The following is a 17,853-nucleotide window of genomic DNA, read 5'->3' on the forward strand; positions in this document are numbered from 1 at the left end:
GCCTTGGGGCTCGCCCGCTTGCACGGCGCGGACGGCTCGCTAGAGTGCGCGCATGCCGTCCGCACCGCCTGCCATTGCCGAGCACCGACGCCTCTGGAGCACGGAGGCCGTCGGATGCAGCGAGCGGCTGGACTACTGGGTCGGCGCGATCTGCGAGGCCTTCCTCGAGATGGACTGCAGCTCGCGTGAGGCCGAGGCCTTCGGCGGGCAGCTCGCGAGCCGCGACATCGAGGAGCTTTCGGTCAACCAGGTCATCGCGTCCACGCAGGACGTCTACAGAACGCCGGCCGGCATTGCCCGCAGCCGGCGTTCCCATTTCTACCTGATCGGTCAGGCCAACCGGCCCTGGCATGTGCGCCAGGGTGGCCAGGTGGCGCATCTGCGTCCCGGCGACGCGGCATTGGTCGACGCCGCGGTGCCGTACGAGTTGCACTTTCCGCAGGGCGTGCATTGCGTGTCGGTGCAGCTTCCACGGGCGTGGGTTGCGCAATGGTTGAGCCGGCCGGAGGCGCATGGTCCCCGCGTGGCGTGGCACGACCAGGGCTGGGGCCGCAGCCTGGGGGCGCTGCTGGTGCAACTCGCGCGCGACCCGGACACCGCGGCCGCCATGCCCGCGCCCATGTTCGCGCAGCACCTGGGCGCGCTGATGGGCGCTGCCTTCGAGCCGCCGCGGGCGGAGGAGGGCGCCTGCGTCAGCCTGCACGGCCGGCTGCTGACCCTGATGCGCGCGCAACTCGACCAGCCGGGCCTGCGGGCCGAGATGCTGGCCCACGGGGCCGGCGTTTCGCTGCGGACGCTGCATCGCGCCTTTGCCGCGGCGGGCGGCACCTTCGCGGGCACGCTCCGGTCCCTGCGCATCGAGCGGGCGCAGGCTCTGTTGACGCAGCCCCGGCTTGCCCATCTGGGCGTTGGCGAAATCGGCCGGCGCTGCGGCTTCGCCGATGCGTCGCACTTCGTGCGTGAGTTCCAGCGGAGTGTCGGGGCGACGCCGGCGGCCTGGCGTCGCAGGCGCTGAGTTGCGGGCGTTTCGTCGCGCGCGGTCGCGCGGCTGGATCGGGTCGCGCCGGCTGAGCCGGGTTGCGGCGGTCGTGCTGCACAGCGGTCGTCATGGCACGGGGCGTCCATGCATGTGGCTCTTGCAGGCCATCGCGGGCCCCACCGGCCCTCTAAGGTCAGCCCTGCGCCGGCCACCGTTTTTTTCCTGCGGCCGGCTGCCTTGATCATCGAATGGAGCAACCCCATGGCAGACACCTACGTTCTCGTGCATGGCGCCTGGCACACCGGCGCCGAGATGGAAGCGACCGCGCAATTCCTTCGTGAGCGCGGCCACGTCGTCCACTGTCCCACGTTGGCCGGCAATCGTCCGGGCGACGACCGATCCGTCATCGGCCTGGCCGATGCCGTCGACTCCCTGGCGGCCTTCATCGAGCAGCAGGATCTGAAGGACGTCCGGCTCGTAGGACACAGCTACGGCGGCATGGTCATCAGCCACATGCCGCACCGGCTTCCGGGGCGCATCCGTCGCCTCGTCTACTGGAACGCCTTCGTGCCGCTGGATGGGCAATGCCTCAACGACATGGTGCCGCCACACTACCGAGAACTCTTCGACGGCGTGGCGGCGGCCAATGGTCAGGCGGTGATGCTGCCTTTTCCGATCTGGCGCGAATCCTTCATCAACGACGCTGACGAGGCTCTGGCGCGCAGCACCTATGCGCTGCTCAATCCGCACCCCTACCGCACGTTCACCGAACCGGCCGTCCTGCCGCAGCCGCTGGCTGCACTGGAGGTGGGCAAGAGCTACCTCAATGCCCAGCAGGACACCGCGCTGCCGCACAGCCTGCCGTGGCATCCGCGTCTGTCCGAGCGGCTGGGGCTGTTCCGGCTGGTGGAGTGCGCGGGCAGCCATGAGCTGTGCTTTTCCAATCCGTCCCTGCTCGCCGCGAAGATCGAGGAGGCGGGCCGCGACTGATGTCACCGGATCGCCTGCCTCGTCCGTGCGGGTTTTGACCCGGCCGCAACAGCCGGCATAATCGAATGACCGACACCGCCCGGCTCCGGCCCGGCGGTGTCGTTCTTTTTTGCCGCCGGCCCATGCCGCTGTGCGCGTCGCGCATCGGTGGGGCAGCCCCTCCTTGGGATGGGCCGCCCGGGCTTCTTTGACAGACCAGAACGACGACGGACATGGCCACCATTCCCATCACCAAGCGTGGCGCAGAAAAGCTGCGCGAAGAACTCCATCGCCTGAAGACGGTGGAGCGTCCCTCCGTGATCAACGCCATCGCCGAGGCGCGCGCCCAGGGCGACCTGAGCGAGAACGCCGACTACGACGCTGCCAAGGACCGACAGGGCTTCATCGAAGGCCGCATCCAGGAGATCGAAGGCAAGCTGTCTGCTGCGCAGGTCATCGATCCTTCCGAAATCGACGGCGGTGGCAAGGTCGTCTTCGGCGCGACGGTCGAGCTCGAGGAAGAGTCCACCGGCGATACCGTCAAGTACCAGATCGTCGGCGAGGACGAGGCCGACCTGAAGCAGGGTCTGATCAACATTTCCAGCCCCATCGCCCGTGCCCTGATCGGCAAGGAGGAGGGAGACGTGGCCGAGGTGCAGGCGCCTGGTGGTGTCAAGCGCTACGAGATCGTCGGCGTCAGCTACGCCTGAGCACATGGCCTGGAAACCGCGGGTGGCCTTGATGGCCGCCGGGCTCTGGTGGGGCAGTCTCACGGCAATCGGCTTCGTTGCTGTGCCGCTGCTGTTCATGCACCTGCCCACGCCCGCGCTCGCCGGGGCGACCGCGGCCAAGCTGTTCTCCGCCCAGACCTGGATCACCGTGGGCTGCGTGCTCCTCATGCTGGTGGCGATGGGCCGCCGGGACGAGGGCGAGCCGGAGACGCCCCCGGGCGTGGTGATGCTGATGCTCGGCGGCTTGCTGCTGGCCCTGCTGGTGGAGTACGCCGTCGCGCCGCGGATCGTCGCGCGCGAGAACCTTCGCCTGTGGCACGGCGTGGGAACGGCCATGTACGCGGCGCAATGGCTGTGTGCGGGTGCAACCCTGTGGCGTAGAGCCTAGCGAAGGCGCGTTCCGCCACTTGGTGGCACCATGGCCGGTCATAACAACATCAAGAGTGACCATGGAGTCCCAGATCATCGAGATCACCGCCTCGTCCGTGGGGCAGTTGCAGGAAAACCCGGCGTGGACCGCCGCGCTCGAGTCCGGCAAGGTGCTGTACTTTCCGCACCTGGGCTTTGGCCTCAGCGCTGAGGAGCAGGCGCTGCTGCGGCCCGAGATGCGTGATCCGAAGTCGCGCAACATCAGCCTCGATGCCGACGGCCGACTCAAAGGCTTGGCGGGCGAGGGCGCCGTCCAGGCAGCCGTCACCGACTGGATGGGCCGATTCCGGGCGCAGTCGCAGGAGTTGATCGCGCGGCTGCTGCCTGGCTACCAGCACAAGCTGCGGCTGGCACCCACGAGCCTGCGCCCTTCGGAGGTGGAGAGCCGCGAGCAGTCCTGGCGCGCCGACGACCGCCGGCTGCACGTGGATGCCTTTCCCTCACGGCCCAACCGCGGCGAGCGCATCCTGCGTGTCTTCACCAACATCCATCCCTCGGGTGGCGAGCGCGTCTGGCGCGTGGGCGAGCCGTTCGAGACCGTCGCCCGCACCTTCCTGCCGCGCGCCAAGCCCTATGCGCTCTGGCAGGCCAAGGCGCTGGCGGCGCTGCATGTGACCAAGTCGCTGCGCAGCGAGTACGACCACCTGATGCTCCAGTTGCATGACGGCATGAAGCGCGACCTCGACTATCAGCGCAACTCGCCGCAACAGACCGTCCACTTCCCGGCAGGCTCGACCTGGGTCTGCTTCTCGGACCAGACCTCGCATGCCGCGATGTCGGGCCAGTACATGATGGAGCAGACCCTGTTCCTGCGCGCAGGCGGCGAGTACGACCCCGCAGCGAGCCCGCTCGGCATCCTCACACGCCTGACGGGGCGGGCGCTTGTGGGGGCGGAGGCTGCGGCCTGAACCAAGCTCAGGCCCGCGCAGGCGCGACTATTCGCGCCAGTGCTGGTCAACCCAGCCGGCGGGTTCGATGTGCCGGAATCGCCGGTTGCGTCGGCCCGCGAGCGCATCGGGCGGGTTGCATTCCCCGTGGAAGATGACGATGCGGGCGCCGGGCGGCACCTCGGGTTGCTTCCAGAGGTTGAGGGGCCACGGCGGAATGCTGTGGTATTTGAAGCTGGGGCACCATTCGGCAGGCCAGTAGCTCAGCTTGCCCTGGCGGTGCAGGAAGGCCGACAGATAGGCCTGTTCATTGCGGTACTGCCGCGGCACCTCGTCCATGTGGGTGCGGAAGTACGCCAGCACGTCGGCATGAGCACCCAGTTCGAAGCGATAGACCGAGGAATTGCCCGTCACCCGTTCGCCCAATCGCCAGAAGCGCGGGTAGTCGTGGATGATGAGGAATTCACCGGGTTGCTCGAAGAAGGCATCCAGGCCACCGACGATCACCACGTCTAGGTCGACGAACAGCGCCGTGCCGCGCAGGCCGTGCAGGTCCGCTTCGAAGGTGGTGAGCTTGCGCCAGGCGCGGTCTGGCTGACCCGGCTTGAGCTCCATCGCCAGTTGCGGGATGGGCAGGCAGCGCACCTCGGGGCGGATGCCGCGCTCGTCGTCCGTGAGGCAGACGAAGCTGAAGTCGCCGGTCATTTGCCGGCGGGCCATTGCATAAAGACGGTTGACGTAGTGGGGCCCGTACTTGGTGCCCCACTTCATGCACAGGATGTGTCGTTGCCGCTGCGCAGGCGCGCCGTGATCGGCGCCAGCGACTGAAATCGCGCTCACGCGTCAGTCCTGCCGCTTCTTGATCGATTTCTGCTTGGGCTTGGCACGCTTGACAAGTCCGCCAGGCGTGAGGCGCTGGTTGCCCAGCACGCGCAGCATCTTGACCTCCGGCCGCTGGCCGCCGCGCTTGCTGTACTTGAGAATTTTGACGTCACGCGGGCCGGGCATGCGGTCCTCGTCCTCTTCGCCGCGCGCCTTGGCCGGCTTGGGACGCCACAGCACGAGCAACTTGCCGATGTGCTGGATGGGCGCGGCGTCCAGGGCATCGGCCAGTTCGCCCAGCATGGCGTCGCGGGCGAGGCGGTCGTCGGAGAAGACGCGGATCTTGATGAGGCCGTGTGCCTTGAGGGCCGCGTCGGCTTCCTTCTTGACAGCGTCGGTAAGCCCGTCGCTGCCGATCATGACGATCGGGTCGAGGTGGTGGGCGTCCGCACGATGCGCCTTGCGCTGTGCGGGAGTCAGTTGAATGGCGGGCATCCCCGTATTATCGAGCCCGCATGAAAGTCCGCACCCAGAGCAAGAAGGTCAATAAGGCCTGGCTCAACGATCACGTCAACGATCCTTACGTCAAACTGGCCGCGAAGGAGGGTTACCGCGCCCGCGCGGCCTACAAGCTCAAGGAGATCGACGAAGCCTTCGGCCTGGTGCGACCGGGGCAGGTGGTGGTGGATCTTGGGTCCACACCGGGTGCCTGGAGTCAGTACCTGCGTCGGCGCATGGCACCCGTGGGCGCTGCGCAAGGTGCGCTGGACGGGACGCTGATCGCGCTGGACATGCTGCCGATGGAACCGATCGAAGGCGTCGTCTTCCTGCAGGGCGACTTCCGTGAGCCGGAGGTGCTCGCGCAACTGGAGACCGCCGTCGCCGGGCGGCCGGTGGATCTGGTGGTGTCGGACATGGCCCCCAATCTCTCGGGCATCGAGTCGGCGGACGCGGCGCGTGTCGAGAACCTGGTGGAACTGGCCGTGGATTTCGCGCTCCATCACCTGCGTCCTGAAGGGGCGTTGGTGACGAAGGTTTTTCATGGTGCCGCCTACGATCCGCTGGTGCGCCTTTTCAAGGCGACGTTCAAGGTGGTAAAGCCCCACAAGCCCAAGTCTTCGCGGGACCGCTCGTCGGAAACCTTCCTCGTGGGCATCGGGCTGAAGTCTTGACGTGCCGCAGCTTCAGCGCGATTCGAATTTCGTAACCGTGCTGGTCCTATGGACGTCATAGGCGTGTAGGTCTTTTTCGCAGCTTGAAAAGCCTAAAATGACCGTCAATTAGCATCGTGCAAGGGTTCACGATGGCGCGTGTCTGATCGCGCATTACGACTGGAGCTTCGTTTGAACAACAATCAGTGGTTTTCCAAGATCGCCGTCTGGCTGGTCATCGCCATGGTGCTTTTTACGGTGTTCAAGCAGTTTGACACCCGGGGCGCCATGGGATCCGGCACTGTGAACTACTCCGAGTTCCTGGAGCAGGTCCGCAACAACCAGATCAAGAGCGCGGTCATCCCCGAGGGCTTGGCCGGTGGCGAAATCACCGCCATCACCAACGACGACCGGAAGATCCGCACCAACGCCACGGTCCTCGATCGAGGCTTGGTCGGCGACCTCATCGACCACAACGTCAAGTTCGACGTCAAGCCGCGCGAAGAGGGCTCGTTGCTCATGACGCTGCTGGTGAGCTGGGGCCCCATGCTGCTGCTCATCGGCGTGTGGGTGTACTTCATGCGCCAGATGCAGGGCGGCGGCAAGGGCGGCGCCTTCAGCTTCGGCAAGAGCAAGGCGCGCATGCTGGACGAGAACAACAACACCGTCACTTTTGCGGACGTCGCGGGCTGCGACGAGGCCAAGGAAGAGGTGAAGGAGGTCGTCGACTTCCTGAAGGACCCGCAGAAGTTCCAGAAGCTTGGTGGGCGCATTCCCCGGGGCCTGCTGCTGGTCGGCCCTCCGGGCACCGGCAAGACGCTGCTGGCCAAGTCCATCGCAGGCGAAGCCAAGGTGCCGTTCTTCAGCATCTCGGGCTCCGACTTCGTGGAAATGTTCGTCGGCGTCGGCGCGGCCCGTGTGCGCGACATGTTCGAGAACGCCAAGAAGAACGCACCCTGCATCATCTTCATCGATGAAATCGACGCCGTCGGCCGCCAGCGTGGCGCGGGCCTGGGCGGCGGCAACGACGAGCGCGAGCAGACTCTCAACCAGATGCTGGTCGAGATGGACGGCTTCGAGACCAACCTCGGCGTGATCGTCGTCGCTGCGACGAACCGCCCGGACATCCTGGACGCCGCGCTGCTGCGCCCTGGTCGCTTCGACCGCCAGGTCTATGTGACGCTGCCGGACATCCGAGGTCGCGAGCAGATCCTGAGCGTGCACATGCGCAAGATCCCGGTAGGCCAGGACGTCAACCCGAGCGTCATCGCTCGCGGCACGCCGGGCATGTCAGGTGCCGACCTGGCCAACCTGTGCAACGAAGCTGCGCTAATGGCGGCCCGCCGCAATGCCCGCGTCGTGGAGATGCAGGACTTCGAGAAGGCCAAGGACAAGATCTTCATGGGTCCCGAGCGCAAGAGCATGGTCATGCCCGAGGAAGAGCGCCGCAACACGGCCTACCACGAGTCCGGCCACGCGCTGATCGGCAAGATGCTGCCCAAGTGCGATCCGGTCCATAAGGTCACCATCATTCCGCGCGGCCGCGCGCTCGGCGTAACGATGAGCCTGCCCGAGAACGATCGGTACAGCTACGACCGCGAGTACATGCTCAACCAGATCAGCATGCTGTTCGGTGGCCGGATCGCCGAAGAGGTGTTCATGAACCAGATGACCACCGGCGCTTCGAACGACTTCGAGCGTGCCACCAATCTGGCCCGCGACATGGTCATGAAGTACGGCATGAGCGAAGCCCTGGGCCCGATGGTCTATGCCGAGAATGAGGGCGAGGTGTTCCTGGGCCGTTCGGTGACCAAGACCACCAACATGAGCGAGGCCACCATGCAGAAGGTGGACTCGGAGGTGCGCCGCATCATCGACGAGCAGTACGCCCTGGCGCGTCGCCTGATCGAGGAGAACAGCGACAAGATGCACGCCATGGCCAAGGCCCTGCTCGAGTGGGAGACCATCGACGCCGAACAACTGGACGACATCATGGCGGGCCGTGAGCCGCGTCCGCCCAAGGACTTCACGCCGCGCACGCCGTCCTCCGGTGGCGGCAGCGGTGGCGCGCCGGCCGTCAAGCCCGACCCGGCGCCCACCGCAGCATGATGCCGGCCGCGGACCTCATGCAGACGGGGCCTTCGGGCCCCGTTTTCTTTGGTTGGCAGGCTGGCCGTTTCCAGCTGGATCTGGCCCGGCCGCTGGTGATGGGCATCGTCAACGTGACGCCCGATTCCTTCTCGGACGGCGGGTCGCATGCGGATGTGTCTTCTGCGCTGGCGCACTGCGAACAACTTCTTTCCGAAGGAGCCGACATTCTCGACATCGGCGGCGAATCCACCCGGCCCGGAAGTCCCGCCGTGCCGCTGGAGGAAGAGCTTCGACGGGTCGTGCCGGTGATCCGCGAAGCGGTCCGGCTGGATGTGCCGCTGTCCATCGACACCTACAAGCCCCAGGTGATGAAGGCCGTGCTTGACCTGGGCGCGGACATCGTCAACGACATCTGGAGCCTGCGTCAGCGAGGCGCCCGCGAGGTCGTGGCGGGCCATCCTCGCTGCGGCGTCTGCCTGATGCACATGCACCGCGATCCCCAGACCATGCAGGTGGCGCCCATGGAGGGCGATGCCGTGGCCCAGGCGGTGGACTTTCTGGCGGAACAGGCGCGTCAGCTTCAAGCCTTGGGGGTGGCTGCCGAGCGCATCGTGATCGACCCTGGCGTGGGCTTCGGCAAGACCGTTGAGCAGAATTTCTCACTTCTGGGCCGCCAGCAGGCCTTTGCGCAACTTGGTTTCCCGATTCTTGCGGGATGGTCGCGAAAATCCGCGCTGGGTGCCGTCACCGGCCTGGCGGAGGCGTCGCAACGCGCCCTGCCCAGCGTCGTGGCGGCCGTGCTCGCGGCCGACCGCGGCGCTCGCGTGCTGCGTGTGCACGACGTGCGCGAGACGGTGCAGGGGTTGGCCGTGTGGTCAGCCATGCAGGCCCAGACTCCAGCCCCTCGACCACAACAACAAGAACCCGACACATGACCAGACAGTATTTCGGCACGGACGGTATCCGTGGCACCGTGGGGCAGGCCCCGATCACCCCCGACTTCGTGCTGCGCCTCGCGCATGCGGTGGGGCGGGTGCTCAAGCGCAAGGAGGCGCGGCCCACCGTGCTCATCGGCAAGGACACGCGCATCTCCGGCTACATGCTGGAGTCGGCGATGGAGTCTGGCTTCAACTCCGCGGGCGTCGACGTTCTGCTGCTGGGCCCCTTGCCGACGCCGGGCGTGGCCTACCTGACTCGTGCCCAGCGAGCCAGTCTTGGCGTGGTGATCAGTGCAAGCCACAACGCCTATCCCGACAACGGCATCAAGTTCTTCAGCGCGCAGGGGACCAAGCTCAGCGACGAGTGGGAGGCAGAGGTCGAGGCTGCGCTGGCCGAACCGCCCGTGTGGGTCGACTCCGCCGGGTTGGGCCGTGCCCGTCGGCTGAGCGATGCCGCGGGCCGCTACATCGAGTTCTGCAAGAGCACCTTCCCGACCGACCTCAGCCTGCGCGGAATGCGCCTGGTGGTCGATGCAGCGCACGGCGCGGCCTACCAGGTGGCGCCCAACATCTTCCACGAGTTGGGTGCCGATGTGGCCAGCATCGGCGTGCGGCCCGACGGACTCAACATCAACAAGGGCGTGGGTGCCACCCATCCCGGGGCGTTGATGGCTGAGGTCAGGGCGCAGGGTGCGGATTACGGCATCGCGCTCGACGGCGACGCCGATCGCCTGCAGATGGTCGATGCGTCGGGGCGGCTGTTCAATGGCGACGAGCTCCTGTACTTGATGGCCATGGACCGCGTGGCCCGCGGCATGCCCGTCGAAGGTGTGGTCGGCACATTGATGACCAACAAGGCGGTCGAGGTGGCCTTGCGCAATGCCGGCATTGACTTCGTCCGCGCCAAGGTGGGGGATCGCTATGTGCTGGAAGAGCTGGATCGTAGAGGCTGGCTGCTGGGCGGCGAAGGCTCGGGGCACCTTCTGGCGCTGGACCGTCACACCACCGGGGACGGTCTGGTCAGTGCACTGCAGGTGCTTCAGGCCATCGTGCGGCGGGGACGCAGCATGGCCGAACTGCTGGCCGAGGTGCAGCTCTTCCCGCAGAGCCTGGTCAACGTGCGGCTCGCCCCCGGGCAGGACTGGAAGGCCAATCCAGCCCTGGCCGAGGAAAGCGCCCGCGTGGAGACCGAGTTGGGCGACCAGGGCCGCGTGCTGATCCGTGCCAGCGGCACGGAGCCGCTGCTGCGGGTGATGGTGGAAGCCCCCGAGGAAGCGCGCGCCCAGGCGCTGGCCTCGCGCATTGCGGCCACCGTCGCCGTCGCCTGAGCCGGCGGACATGCAAGCGCGCGTCGCGGCCGTCCACGCCAGCACCGTGCACGGCTTCTCCAAGTTCGAGGAAGACCACATCGTGCTGGTCGAAGGGCTGGGGGTCGAGGGGGATGCCCATGCGGGCACGACCGTGAAGCACCGCTCGCGCGTGGCCCGCAATCCGCAGCAGCCCAACTTGCGCCAGGTGCACCTTCTGCATGCCGAACTGTTCGACGAGTTGATGCCGAGGGGCTTCCCGGTCTTTCCCGGCGAAATGGGCGAGAACATCACGACGCGCGGCTTGGACCTTCTGAGCCTCCCCACCGGCACGCGGCTGCGGCTCGGCGCGAGCGCCGAAGTGATGCTCACGGGCCTGCGCAATCCATGCAAGCAGATCGACCGCTTCCAGCCCGGGTTGATGGCCGCAGTGCTGGACCGCGATGCCGAGGGCCATACCGTGCGCAAGGCAGGTGTGATGGCCGTCGTGACCACGGGTGGTTCGGTGGCCGCCGGTGATGCTATCACCGTCGTCCAGCCTGCCGAGCCCTATCGTCCCTTGGAGCCTGTCTGATGCGCACCCGCCTTGTCGACTACCTTGATCCGCAGCAGGCCGAGGCGCTGGTGCGGCTGCTCGATGCCTATGCCTGCGATCCGGCCGGTGGCGGGCAACCGCTGGATGCCGAAGCCAAACGCCAGTTGCCGGCCGCCCTTGCAGCCCGCCCGCAGGCCTTCAGCGTGCTGGCCTATGACGCGCAGGACGAGCCCGTCGGGCTCATCAACTGCTTCGAAGGTTTTTCCACTTTTGCCTGCCGGCCGCTGGTGAATGTCCACGACGTGGTGGTGCTGGCGCATGCGCGCGGGCAGGGCGTGGCGCAGCGAATGCTGGCTGTCGTGGAGGAAGAGGCCCGTCGGCGCGGCGCCTGCAAGCTGACGCTGGAAGTGCTCTCCGGCAATGCGCCCGCGCTCAATGCCTACCGGCGCGCGGGTTTCGATGGCTACGAGCTCGACCCGGCGTACGGCAAGGCGATCTTCCTTCAGAAGAAGCTCTAGCTCGCCTGCTGTCGTCCGCGCGTGATCGCGCTCGATCGGCAGTGACGCGACCCTGCAAGCAAAAAGCCGCTGCAGCCCGTCGAGGCAGCAGCGGCTCTTGTCTCTGTGCGGCCCTGAACTCAGAAGCGCGTGACGGGCGGCTCGATCGGCGTCTTGTCCGCCGCGTACTTGCCCAGTTCCCACTTCGCAATGGCATTGCGGTGCACTTCGTCCGGGCCGTCGGCGAAGCGCAGCGTGCGGGCATTGGCGTATGCGTAGGCCAGCGGGAAGTCATCGCTCATGCCACCGCCGCCATGCACCTGCATCGCCCAGTCGATCACCTGGCAGGCCATGCTGGGCGCCACCACCTTGATCATGGCGATGTCCGTCTTGGCGACCTTGTTGCCGGCGACGTCCATCAGCCAGGCGGCCTTGAGCGTCAGCAGGCGGGCCATGTCGATGCGGCAGCGTGCTTCGGCAATGCGCTCCTGCGTCACCGTCTGCGCGGCCACGGCCTTGCCGAAGGCAACGCGGGACGACGCGCGGCGGCACATGAGCTCCAGCGCACGTTCGGCCAGGCCGATCAGGCGCATGCAGTGGTGGATGCGGCCTGGGCCCAGGCGGCCCTGGGCGATCTCGAAGCCTCGGCCTTCGCCCAGCAGGATGTTGCTGGCCGGCACGCGCACGTTCTCGAACACCATCTCCATGTGGCCATGGGGCGCGTCGTCGTAGCCCATCACGTTGAGCGGACGCAGGATCTTGATGCCGGGCGTGCCCTCGGGCACGAGCACCATGCTCTGCTGCGAATGCTTGGGCGCTTCAGGGTCGGACTTGCCCATGGTGATGAAGACCTTGCAGCGCGGGTCACCGGCGCCCGAGATCCACCACTTGCGGCCGTTGATGACGTACTCGTCGCCCTGGCGTTCGATGCGGGTCTCGATGTTGGTGGCATCGCTGGACGCCACAGCAGGTTCGGTCATGGCGAAGGCCGAGCGGATCTTGCCGTCGAGCAGCGGTGTCAGCCATTGCTCGCGGTGCGCATCGGAGCCGTAGCGCGCGATGGTCTCCATGTTGCCCGTGTCGGGCGCCGAGCAGTTGAAGACCTCGGATGCCCATGGCACACGGCCCATCAACTCGGCCAGCGGCGCGTACTCCATGTTGGTGAGGCCGCCGCCCTTCTTCTTGGCCAGCTCGGCCGTGTCGTTGGGCAGAAACAGGTTCCACAGGTCCTGGGCGCGGGCCTTGTCTTTCAGGCGTTCGATCACCTGCAGCGGCGTCCAGCGCTTGCCGGCGGCCGTGTTGGCTTCCATCTCCTGCGCATACTCCGCCTCGGCCGGAAAGATGTACTCGTCCATGAAGTCGCTGACGCGCTTCTGCAGGTCCTTGACCTTGGGGGAAAAATCGAACTCCATGCTGTCTCCGGTGGTGGGTGTCGTGTCGTGAAAAGCGGCGCTGTCCTCAGGCGCGCTGGGCGAATTGCCAGGCCAACTGCGCCATGGGACGGGCGCCCTTGGCGGAATTGACCGCCTGCTCGCTGGATGCGGTGCCGGCTTCCACCCGCTTGGCGATGCCTTGCAGGATGGCGGCAATACGGAACAGGTTGTAGGCGAGGTAAAAGTTCCAGTCCTGCGCCAGCGCCTCGGGGGTGGTCAGCCCTGTGCGCTCGCAGTAGCGGCGCACGTAGTCCTTCTCGGACGGAATGCCGAGAGGCGCCAAGTCCACCCCGCCGATGCCGCGGAAGGTGCCCGCGGGGATGTGCCAGGACATGCAGTGGTAGCTGAAATCGGCCAGGGGATGGCCCAGCGTGGACAACTCCCAGTCCAGCACCGCGATGACGCGCGGCTGATCGGCCGCGAACATGATGTTGTCGAGGCGGTAGTCGCCGTGGACGATCGACACCTTCGAGGCATCGAGTGCGCTGGCCGGAATGTTGGCCGGCAGCCACTCGAGCAGGCGCTCCATCTCGTCGATGGGCTGCGACAACTCGCCGGCGCCATCGGTGGAGGCCTTGTACTGCTTGCTCCAGCGGCCGATCTGGCGCTCGAAGTAGTTGCCGGGCTTGCCGTAGTCGCCCAGGCCGCGAGAGGCGAAGTCGACCGTATGCAGCGCCGCCATGACGCGGTTCATCTCGTCGTAGATCGCGGCGCGCTCGGCGTTGGACATGCCGGGCAGCGTCTGGTCCCACAGCACGCGGCCCTGCATGCACTCCATCACGTAGAAGGCGCGGCCGATCACCGATTCGTCCTCGCACAGGGCCAGCATCTTCGGCACGGGCACATCGGAGCCTGCCAGGCCATGCATCACCTTGTATTCGCGCTCCACGGCATGGGCCGAGGGCAGCAGCTTGGCCACCGGGCCTGGCTTGGCGCGCATCACGTACTGACGGCCGGGCGTCAGCAGCTTGTACGTGGGATTGGACTGGCCGCCCTTGAACATCTCGATGCTCAATGGGCCCTTGAAGTCTTCCACGTGCGTGGTGAGCCAGGCTTCGAGAGCCTGCACGTCGACCGCATGCTGGGAGGACACCGCGCGGGTGCCGACGAAGGTGCTGAAGTCCTGGCTCATGTCTCTTGGCTTTTTCTTTGTTCTTGAAAGGGAGCGGGGCGGCCCTGTCGCGCCCCGCACGGCGCGCTCAGCTGTCCGCCTGCGAGATGCGGGTGAGCGCGTCGCGGTCCAGCACCACCAGCCCCGCCGGCTCGATGCGGATCGCGCCCTCGCGCTCCATCGTCTTGAGTTCCTGGTTGACGCGCTGACGCGAGGCACCCAGCAATTGCGCCAACTCTTCCTGTGCCAGCTGCAGGCCGATGCGCGTCTGGCTTCCGTCGGCCAGATTGGGGACGCCGTAGCTGCGCACCAGATGCACCAGCTGCTTGGCCAGCCGCGCCCGAAGGGGCAGGGTGTTCAGGTCTTCCACCAGGCCAAAGAGCGTGCGGATGCGTCGCGCCTGCAGGCGCATCAGCGCCTCGTACAACTCCACGTGGGCGGTGAGGATCTTGTTGAAGTCCGCACGTGCCACGCACAGGATGGTCGTGTCGCCATGCGCATAGGCGTCGTGCGTGCGCCGGTCGCCATCGAACATCGCGACGTCCCCGAACCAGATGCCCGGCTCGACGTACGTCAGCGTCACTTGCTTGCCCGAGACCGCCGTCGAACTCACACGCACCGCGCCCTTCGCACAGGCGATCCACTGGTCTGGCGGATCGCCCCGTGCGGCGATCAGGTCGCCGTCCTTGTAGCGTTTGACGAAGGCACATCGGAGGATGTCGTGACGGAGCGAAGGGGAGAGTGAAGTGAACCAGCGGCCACTGTTGATGGCTTCTCGTTCTTCGATGGTAAGAATGGGGTCATCCATGGCGTGTCGTTTGCGTGACTGGATCTGGCAGGCTTGTCGCAGGGGCGACCAGCATGCTCATTGGTAGTTCGGGGTGGTCTTGCCGAGGAAAGCGCCGATGCCGATGCCGGCGTTGGCATGGTGGAGGTTGCGCACGAAGTGTTCGCGCTCCTGGCCCAGCTGCTCGCCGAGCGTGCGGCCCCGGGCCTCGCCCAGAAGCTCCTTGATGCTGGCCAACGCATTGGGGGCACGGGCCTCCAGCTTCTGGGCAAGGGCCATCGCTTCGTCCAGCGCATTGCCGGTCTCGGTCAGCGTGTTGACCAGGCCGAGTTCGTGCAGGCGCGATGCGGTGATGCGCTCGCCGTTCATCAGCCATTCGGTGGCCAGCTGGCGCGGCAGCCACTGCGCCAGATGCCAGCTGAGGCCGCCATCGGGGGACAGGGCGACGTTGCTGTACGACGCCGCGAACACGGCATCGCGCGCCGAGACCACCAGATCGCACGCCATCGCCAACGAGAACCCCGCGCCGGCGGCGGCGCCTTCGACGGCGGCGATCACCGGCTTCGGAAAGCTGCGGATGGCCTCGATCCAGTTGTGCAGTGCGTCGATGCTTTCGGCCTGCACGCTGGGATCGCGCTCCCGGTTGGACTGCAGCCGCTGCAGAGATCCGCCCGCGCAGAACCAGCGGCCTTCGCCGACCAGCACCACGCAGCGTATTTCGGCATTGCTGCCAGCGCCGTCCAGGGCCTCGACGCCGGCGGCGTACATCTCGGGGCCGAGCGCATTGCGCTGGGCAGGATTGGACAGGGTCAGCACCATCGTGCGGCCCTGCGTGGTGCTCTTCAATTCCGCGCTCATCGGGAAGGCTCCGTGGCGGCGTCAGGCCGGGGCGAAAGAGGCATGGCAGTTGTCTCCAGAAATACAAAAAACCCGGCGATTGTCATCGTCGGGAGGGTGTCGCAATGCGGGTGAAATGGCGTCGAGGCGAGGCCAATTGAGTCGGGATGCTTGGCTGAGGCGGCAGCCCTGTTAGAAATATGCATCTTGTTTGTTCATAAACGTCAGGGTGGTGTGAAAATATTTAAACCTTTTACTTCCCCTCGACGCCCCGCTGTGCCTCCGAAACCTGCATCGACTGCTTCGTTTGTACTCGGACTGGGGCTTGTGCTTCCCGTTGCCGCCTCGGCGTTGACGATCGGCCGGCCGGAAGGGGCGGTGTGGATCGGCAAGCCGCTCGATCTGCGCGTGCCCGTGCAACTGGAGGGCAGCGGCGGTGCGTGTCCCTCGGTCGGTGTGAAGCTGGGCGATGCCACGCTCTCCGACCGCGACTTCGGCACCACCGTGGAGCCGGGGCGTTCGCCGGACGCGCCCTGGCTGCGCATCCGCACCACCCGGCCGATCGACGAGCCGGTCGTCACAGTGAATGTGCGTGTGGGTTGCGGCGCCACGATGGTGCGTGAGTTCGCGCTGCTGGCCGACCCGCCCCCGGTTTCGGCCATCGATGCCGACCGCGCCGAGCGAGCGCTGGGTGCGTCGCTGCCGCCCGTGGGTGCTCAGCCGCCGCGCCAAGGGGCGCGCAGCACCGAGGGGCGCAGTGCCTCCGCCGGCGCGCGCACGCGAGACACTACGCCGGCGCAGCGGGCCAGCGGTGCTGTCCGGACCGCGCCGCGGACCCCCGCAGCCACCACCGGCGGACGGCTGCGTGTGGACGCGCTCGACCCCCGCGCAGCGGCTGCTGCCGGCGTTGCTGCCGCGTCCGGCGCCGCAGACGACTACACATTGCCACCCGCCTGGCTCAAGATCGCAACCCGGCTGAGGAATATCGAGGCCGGTGCCGTTGCGCCACTGCCCCAGGGTGGCGCGAGCGATGCCGCCGCCACGCCGGCCGCTGCGGCGAGCGCACCCCAGGACGCGCAGTCCGCCGACCGTCAGAGTGCGGCGCTGCGCGCACAGATGGCTCAGCGCGACCGCACCATCGAAAGCCTCAGGACCGAGCTGGCGCAGGCCCGTGAGGCCGCCTCGGAAAGGCCGTGGTGGCTCTGGCCGTTGCTGCTGTTGCTGGCCGTGCTGCTCGCCGTGGCCGGCGTGCTGTGGCGCCGTGCCAGGCGCCAGGCGGCGGAGGCATCCTGGTGGCAGCCTAGCGAGGTGGAGCCGGATGCCGATCTGCCAGCGGATCCGCCGATCAAGCCCGCTGGCCTGGCAGCCGTCGCTGCTGCCGGCGATCTCGCCGGTGCGGCTGCCACGCCCGCCCCCGTGGCGGTGGTGGCCGACCCGGGGCCTGACACCATTTCCACGCTGCCCCCGGATGGCCCGGAACCGGTGAGCGCCGACAGGCTGCTCGACGTGCAGCAGCAGGCCGAGTTCTGCCTGTCGCTCGGGCAGTTCGATCAGGCCGTCGGCGTGCTGGCCGATCACCTGGACGAGTACGGCGTCACCAGCCCGCTCATGTACATGGAACTGCTGCGGCTGTTGCATTCCCAGGGGCGCAGGGCCGATTACGACACCACACGGCGCGAATGCCGCAAGGCGCTGGGGCTCGAGTTGCCGGCCTATGACGACTTCCAGGACGAAGGTCGTTCGCTGGCGGCCTATCCCGAGGCGGTCGAGCGCATCGAGAAGGCGTGGCCGCGCCGGGAGGTGCTGGGCGTCATCGAGGGCTTCCTGTTCCAGGCCGTGGACTCGCAGGGCCACGCGCCCTTCGACCTGCCCGCGTATCGTGAGCTGCTGGCCCTGTATGGTGCCGCCCAGGAGCGCATCGCGAACGGCAGCATGATGATGGCCAGCGATGCCGGGACGACCTCGGCGATGGGGTTGCTGGCACCGATGGCCGTCTCGCAGCCGCCGACCGCGCCGCTGCCGCTGGCGGCGGGGACAGCCGGGGGCGCGGCGACTCCTATCGTGGCAGGGCCGCCGCCCGGCACGATCGACTTCGACCTTTCAGACCTGGAAGCGTCGTCCATCGACACCATCCCCAAGGCGCTGAAGGGTCGCACGCCCCCCGCCGAGCCGGCGCCACCCGCCGCACACGATGCCGATGCGGCGCTGACCGTGCCGAACGATTTCGACCCGGTGCCGCCGGACTTCCAGCTCTTCGATCCGGAACTCGAGGACAGCATCCGGCCGGGCGCGTCCATCAAGAAGCCGCCGACTCCTTGAGTCTGCTGGGCTGGGCCGGCCGTTAGGGCG

18 protein-coding genes are annotated in these 17,853 nt (G+C 67.2%); 12 read left to right on the plus strand and 6 right to left on the minus strand.

Features of this window, described 5'->3' with window-relative positions; genetic code table 11:
• Positions 1–52: 52 nt before the first annotated feature.
• The 5 genes from DFR41_RS20580 to kdoO all read left to right on the plus strand — a co-directional run bounded on the left by DFR41_RS20580 (position 53) and on the right by kdoO (position 4,016).
• Positions 53–1,015, plus strand: a complete 963-nt coding sequence (locus tag DFR41_RS20580) for an AraC-like ligand-binding domain-containing protein (RefSeq protein WP_114804093.1) — start codon at positions 53–55, stop codon at positions 1,013–1,015.
• A gap of 225 nt (positions 1,016–1,240) precedes the next feature.
• Positions 1,241–1,969, plus strand: coding sequence for an alpha/beta hydrolase (locus DFR41_RS20585; RefSeq protein ID WP_114804094.1), 729 nt, complete (start codon positions 1,241–1,243; stop codon positions 1,967–1,969).
• 212 nt (positions 1,970–2,181) lie between these two features.
• Positions 2,182–2,658, plus strand: a complete 477-nt coding sequence (greA, locus tag DFR41_RS20590) for a transcription elongation factor GreA (protein ID WP_017757706.1) — start codon at positions 2,182–2,184, stop codon at positions 2,656–2,658.
• 4 nt (positions 2,659–2,662) lie between these two features.
• Positions 2,663–3,067 carry a DUF4149 domain-containing protein gene (locus DFR41_RS20595; protein WP_114804095.1) on the plus strand — a complete coding sequence of 135 codons (405 nt, stop codon included), beginning with the start codon at positions 2,663–2,665 and terminating at the stop codon, positions 3,065–3,067.
• Between the two features lie 61 nt (positions 3,068–3,128).
• A complete protein-coding gene (gene kdoO, locus DFR41_RS20600; RefSeq protein WP_017757708.1) occupies positions 3,129–4,016 on the plus strand; it encodes a Kdo hydroxylase KdoO in 888 nt (295 codons plus the stop codon).
• A gap of 27 nt (positions 4,017–4,043) precedes the next feature.
• On the opposite strand, the gene DFR41_RS20605 is transcribed toward kdoO, so the two are convergent.
• Both DFR41_RS20605 and DFR41_RS20610 read right to left on the minus strand, forming a co-directional pair.
• Positions 4,044–4,766 carry a glycosyltransferase gene (locus DFR41_RS20605; protein WP_114804096.1) on the minus strand — a complete coding sequence of 241 codons (723 nt, stop codon included), beginning with the start codon at positions 4,764–4,766 and terminating at the stop codon, positions 4,044–4,046.
• Positions 4,767–4,838: 72 nt separating this feature from the next.
• Positions 4,839–5,312, minus strand: a complete 474-nt coding sequence (locus DFR41_RS20610; RefSeq protein WP_017759652.1) for a YhbY family RNA-binding protein — start codon at positions 5,310–5,312, stop codon at positions 4,839–4,841.
• A gap of 20 nt (positions 5,313–5,332) precedes the next feature.
• Between DFR41_RS20610 and DFR41_RS20615 the strand changes: the two genes are divergently transcribed.
• The 6 genes from DFR41_RS20615 to DFR41_RS20640 all read left to right on the plus strand — a co-directional run bounded on the left by DFR41_RS20615 (position 5,333) and on the right by DFR41_RS20640 (position 11,357).
• On the plus strand, positions 5,333–5,989 hold the full coding sequence (locus tag DFR41_RS20615; RefSeq protein ID WP_114804097.1) for an RlmE family RNA methyltransferase: 657 nt from the start codon (positions 5,333–5,335) through the stop codon (positions 5,987–5,989).
• A 171-nt stretch (positions 5,990–6,160) separates the two neighbouring features.
• A complete protein-coding gene (gene ftsH, locus DFR41_RS20620; protein ID WP_017759654.1) occupies positions 6,161–8,077 on the plus strand; it encodes an ATP-dependent zinc metalloprotease FtsH in 1,917 nt (638 codons plus the stop codon).
• A gap of 98 nt (positions 8,078–8,175) precedes the next feature.
• Entirely contained in the window at positions 8,176–8,994 is an 819-nt protein-coding gene (gene folP / locus DFR41_RS20625; protein ID WP_244917818.1) for a dihydropteroate synthase, read from the plus strand.
• Positions 8,991–10,325: a phosphoglucosamine mutase gene (gene glmM, locus DFR41_RS20630; RefSeq protein WP_114804098.1), complete on the plus strand. Its 1,335-nt coding sequence runs from the start codon at positions 8,991–8,993 to the stop codon at positions 10,323–10,325. The genes folP and glmM overlap by 4 nt, the downstream gene beginning before the upstream one ends.
• 10 nt (positions 10,326–10,335) lie before the next feature.
• Entirely contained in the window at positions 10,336–10,878 is a 543-nt protein-coding gene (locus DFR41_RS20635) for an MOSC domain-containing protein (protein ID WP_114804099.1), read from the plus strand.
• Complete coding sequence (locus tag DFR41_RS20640) at positions 10,878–11,357, plus strand: GNAT family N-acetyltransferase (RefSeq protein ID WP_017759658.1); 480 nt, start codon at positions 10,878–10,880, stop codon at positions 11,355–11,357. The genes DFR41_RS20635 and DFR41_RS20640 overlap by 1 nt, the downstream gene beginning before the upstream one ends.
• A 119-nt stretch (positions 11,358–11,476) precedes the next feature.
• Here the strand turns inward: DFR41_RS20640 and DFR41_RS20645 are convergent, their stop codons facing one another.
• The 4 genes from DFR41_RS20645 to DFR41_RS20660 form a co-directional block, all read right to left on the minus strand.
• Entirely contained in the window at positions 11,477–12,748 is a 1,272-nt protein-coding gene (locus tag DFR41_RS20645; RefSeq protein ID WP_017759659.1) for an acyl-CoA dehydrogenase family protein, read from the minus strand.
• Between the two features lie 46 nt (positions 12,749–12,794).
• Positions 12,795–13,901, minus strand: coding sequence for a phosphotransferase (locus tag DFR41_RS20650; RefSeq protein ID WP_114804100.1), 1,107 nt, complete (start codon positions 13,899–13,901; stop codon positions 12,795–12,797).
• 67 nt (positions 13,902–13,968) lie between these two features.
• Entirely contained in the window at positions 13,969–14,688 is a 720-nt protein-coding gene (locus DFR41_RS20655; protein ID WP_017760000.1) for a Crp/Fnr family transcriptional regulator, read from the minus strand.
• 57 nt (positions 14,689–14,745) lie between these two features.
• A complete protein-coding gene (locus DFR41_RS20660) occupies positions 14,746–15,525 on the minus strand; it encodes an oxepin-CoA hydrolase, alternative type (protein WP_017760001.1) in 780 nt (259 codons plus the stop codon).
• A gap of 306 nt (positions 15,526–15,831) precedes the next feature.
• Here DFR41_RS20660 and DFR41_RS20665 point away from each other — a divergent pair, with 306 nt between their 5' ends.
• A complete protein-coding gene (locus DFR41_RS20665) occupies positions 15,832–17,823 on the plus strand; it encodes a hypothetical protein (RefSeq protein WP_147284406.1) in 1,992 nt (663 codons plus the stop codon).
• Positions 17,824–17,853 lie beyond the last annotated feature (30 nt).

Source organism: Pseudacidovorax intermedius (assembly GCF_003350475.1).
Lineage (GTDB): Bacteria > Pseudomonadota > Gammaproteobacteria > Burkholderiales > Burkholderiaceae_C > Xenophilus > Xenophilus intermedius.